This window comes from Vibrio sp. T20 (genome assembly GCF_007858795.1).
GTDB classification, from domain to species: domain Bacteria; phylum Pseudomonadota; class Gammaproteobacteria; order Enterobacterales; family Vibrionaceae; genus Vibrio; species Vibrio satsumensis.
The window spans coordinates 1-309 of the sequence record NZ_VFEB01000053.1 but is presented as its reverse complement, the minus strand read 5'-3'; the positions used below and the strand labels follow the sequence as shown (position 1 = coordinate 309).

The following is a 309-nucleotide window of genomic DNA, read 5'->3' as shown; positions in this document are numbered from 1 at the left end:
TAACCAAAAATAGATTAAGAACTTACTGAGATAATTACATAGCCATTCAAATAGCTCGGTCTAACAAGACCAAATCAGTTGCTGCTGTTCAAGCATAGAGACAGGCAACTGACAGCCCGGCCAAGAAACTTCTAGCTGCTGCTTGAACAAGCCAATCGTATCCAGCCCGGGCACTTCATTTGGCAAATATTGCTGCGCCAGACGAGCAATCTGAGTCAGACCTAGGCTCGACTCAATACTCGAGCTCAATACAGGTTTAATTCCAAGCTTCTGTGCACGCTCAATGATTGCCACACAACGCTCGACAGA

General features: G+C 45.6%; 1 pseudogene. It reads right to left on the bottom strand.

The features are described from left to right. Positions 1-60: 60 nt before the first annotated feature. Positions 61-309 (bottom strand): annotated as a pseudogene (locus FTW16_RS03040) (o-succinylbenzoate synthase); the annotation flags it as partial.